Annotated in this window: 3 protein-coding genes; all 3 read right to left on the minus strand. The window is 71.7% G+C overall.

Going from position 1 to position 2,961, the window contains the following annotated elements:
* Window position 1: 1 nt before the first annotated feature.
* Window positions 2–376 carry a hypothetical protein gene (locus tag AB0B48_RS32705; RefSeq protein ID WP_357208430.1) on the minus strand — a complete coding sequence of 125 codons (375 nt, stop codon included), beginning with the start codon at window positions 374–376 and terminating at the stop codon, window positions 2–4.
* Window positions 377–449: 73 nt separating this feature from the next.
* Window positions 450–1,868 (minus strand): PQQ-binding-like beta-propeller repeat protein, encoded by a 1,419-nt coding sequence (locus AB0B48_RS32710; protein ID WP_357208433.1) that lies wholly within the window; start codon window positions 1,866–1,868, stop codon window positions 450–452.
* 62 nt (window positions 1,869–1,930) lie between these two features.
* Window positions 1,931–2,890 (minus strand): acetamidase/formamidase family protein, encoded by a 960-nt coding sequence (locus tag AB0B48_RS32715; RefSeq protein ID WP_357208435.1) that lies wholly within the window; start codon window positions 2,888–2,890, stop codon window positions 1,931–1,933.
* Between the last annotated feature and the right edge of the window lie 71 nt (window positions 2,891–2,961).

The raw sequence follows: 2,961 nt of genomic DNA on the forward strand, positions 1-2,961 counted from the left end.
ACTACCTATGTGCGAGGTCGGCCAGGACGGGGCCGTAGTGCCGGGAGCGGGCGGCGGTCCGGGCCGCGAGTGCCCGCACCGCCGCCACACTGAGCGCGCCCTCGCTGTCGAGATGGTCGGCCCCCGTCAGCCAGCGGGGGAACATCGCGAGGGCAGCGGTGTCCAGTTGGTCGAGCAGAGTGTCCACGAGGTCACCGAGAGAACCCGTCACAGCGGGCCGGTAGTGCACCATCGCGGCGGCTGCCGGGGGTAACGGGTCGAGTGCCACCCGCAGCAGTTCCGGGTCGATGCCCGGCAGGTGACTGACTCGCCCCGTCGGCGGGGCAGCCCACCAGGCCCTGCTGGCGTCGCCGTCGGGGCGGACGGGGTGTGCCATGGCGGCACCCTACGACAGCGCCGGGTGCGGCCGGGACCCCTCGGTGGCGAGGGGCCCCGGCCCCGCCCGCCGCTCAGCGCAGCCGGCGGATGTCGCCGTACGCGCGGTAGTAACCACCGCGGCTGGACTCGCGCACCTCGGTCACCAGATAGCGGGCGCCCGGCTCGCGGATCCCCTTGGGGAACTGCACCGACCAGTCGCGCCGGTAGCCGTCGGAGAGCACCTGAACCCGCAGCCGCCCCCGATCGTCGCGACACTGCACGACCACGCCCGCGCCCGAGTCGCTGGTCACCTCGACGATCGTCGGTTGCACCGGCTGGGGCGCCTGGCGGGGGGCCTTGATGTCGCGTACCTCGGGCACGTTCCCGGCCTGCGCGGCGCGGATCGCCGGCTCGCTCGCATCGATGCAGGCCAGATGGCCGCCGGTGGTGACGACGTAGAGCCGGTCATCGTGGTACTGCATGGAGTACGCCGAGCCGCAGCCGGTGCCGAGCTTCCACAGTCGGGTGCCCGCCGCGTCGAAGCAGTAGATCGAGGACTGGCTGTCACCGGCGAAGACGTACTCGCCGCCCTCGGCGGTGGCGCAGGAAAAGACCGGGGCGTCGCAGCGGTAGGTGCGTTCGAGCCGTCCCGACTTGGACAGCCGCACCACCTCGCGGGTGCCCGTCCCGGCGAACACACTGCCGTGCTCCTGCCAGCCGAAGAGCACCGAACCGGTGGTGGTGTGCCACAGTTCGCTGCCGGTACGCCATTCGTAGCCGGTCACGCCCCGCGAGTGGCCGTGGTAGATCGCGTCGTCGTCGCACCGCACCATCCAGGCCGAACGCCCGCGACCGGGGCGACGCCACAGGAACTCGTCCTCATGGTCGACGGCGGTGATCCCGCCGTCGGCGTCGGAGACGCCGAGGACGCCGTCGTGGATGTCCAACCAGTAGATGTCGATCTCCGGGGCGATCGCGTACGCCACGCGGGGAACCTTGCCGGACAGGTCGTAGACGTTGCCGTCGTCGCAGCCGGCGTAGATCCAGGCGTCGTCGGCGACGATGCACTTGACCCCGTCGGGAAGGCGGACCTGGCTGCGCACCTGGGCGTTGTGGTCGAGCGTGGTGATGACTCCGTGCTCGTTGCCGACCATGCAGTGCTGCCCGTCGACGAAGATGCCGAAGGCGGGGGCGCCGGAGTCGTAGCGCCAGAGCACCGGGGCGGTGTGGGCGGTGGAGCGGGTGCTCACGATCTGCCGCCGCGACACGGTGCGCTTCTGACGCACGCCGGGGACCGCCGGCGCATAGCCCTTGCGGACCTTCTCCCCGATCTTCTTCGCCGCGGCGGCCCGGGCCCGGGCATTGTCCGGATAGGCGCTCGCCTTGACCTGCCCCTGGTCGCCGATCCGGCCGTAGCGCACCGTCAGCGTGGCGTTGTCGACGATGACCTCGTAGAACTTGTGCGCACCGTCCACTTCGGACAGTTCGAGGTAGGTCGTCTCCTGGGACATGGGGGGCCTCCGAGGGTCAGCGAGCGGCGCGATCCGGCCGGCGCGGCGACAGTGACCACACGTTAACGACGCCCCCCGACAGAACCGGCGTCCGGCCAGCGCAGCGCGTCGTCGCGGAGCACGGCATGCGCGCCGACGCTCTGGTTGACGATCTGCGTCACCCGCACGTCGACGGCGATGCTGGCCAGCGCCACCGCGTCCGGGCGGCTGAGGCCGTGCAGTCGCTGCATCAGGGTCAGCATCGAGTCCAGGGCGGTGAACGTGGCGTCGTCGAGGGTGGCGCCGACGCCCATGGTCAGCCACGCGTCGGGGGTACGGGCCACCGGGCCGGTGACCGGGAAGTCGTCGCGGACGTCGATGGTCAACGTCACCTCGTCCATCGGACACTCGATCGCGGTGCCGCCGACCTCGCCGTCACCCTGTACGGCGTGCCCGTCCCCGACGGAGAAGAGCGCGTCGTCCACCGGGATCGGCAGCAGCAGGGTGGTGCCGGCGGTGAGGTCCCGGCAGTCCAGATTGCCGCCCCACGGGCGCGGTGGGGTCGTCGAGTGCAACCCCGGCTCGGCGGGCGGCATGCCGAGCACTCCCATGAAGGGTCGCAGCGGAACAGCGTGCCCGTGCTGGTTGCGGCCGGTCATCGTCACCGGGTCCAGCGTCCAGGCGTGCACCACCTGGTGATCCTGCACGCCGTAGTGCTTGTTGAACTCGCTCGGCCAACCGCCGGCCACTGTGGTTCCCCAGCTGCCCGGGACGACCGCGTCGATGCGTACCGCGAGGGTCTGACCAGCGCGCGCACCGCGGACCGCGACCGGACCGATCAACGCGTGTCCGTAATCGGGGCGGTGCTGCGGCACCCGGGGCCGGTCCCGGTTCGGCCCGCCGGGGTACGGGCCGGCGGACCACCAGCAGTCCAGGGTGCGACAGGTGACGGTGTCGCCGGGGTCGATGGTGAGCACGGGCGGGAGATCGGGGGAGAAGTGGCCGTGCAGGCTCTCACTCCCCGGGGTGAGGGTGTGTCGCATCTGTGCAGGCTAGTGGCAGCTGGTCCGCGCGCCGGATCGCCAGGTGCGCGGTGGGTGCCGGGCGCACCCAC

Source organism: Micromonospora sp. NPDC049089, assembly GCF_040648775.1.
Classification (GTDB): Bacteria; Actinomycetota; Actinomycetes; order Mycobacteriales; family Micromonosporaceae; genus Micromonospora.

What these genes read in the sequence shown, in the direction of transcription:
- AB0B48_RS32710 (WP_357208433.1), bottom strand. Translation starts at nt 1,868, where the DNA reads ATGTCCCAGGAGACGACCTACCTCGAACTGTCCGAAGTGGACGGTGCG.
- AB0B48_RS32715 (WP_357208435.1), bottom strand. Translation starts at nt 2,890, where the DNA reads ATGCGACACACCCTCACCCCGGGGAGTGAGAGCCTGCACGGCCACTTC.
- AB0B48_RS32705 (WP_357208430.1), bottom strand. Translation starts at nt 376, where the DNA reads ATGGCACACCCCGTCCGCCCCGACGGCGACGCCAGCAGGGCCTGGTGG.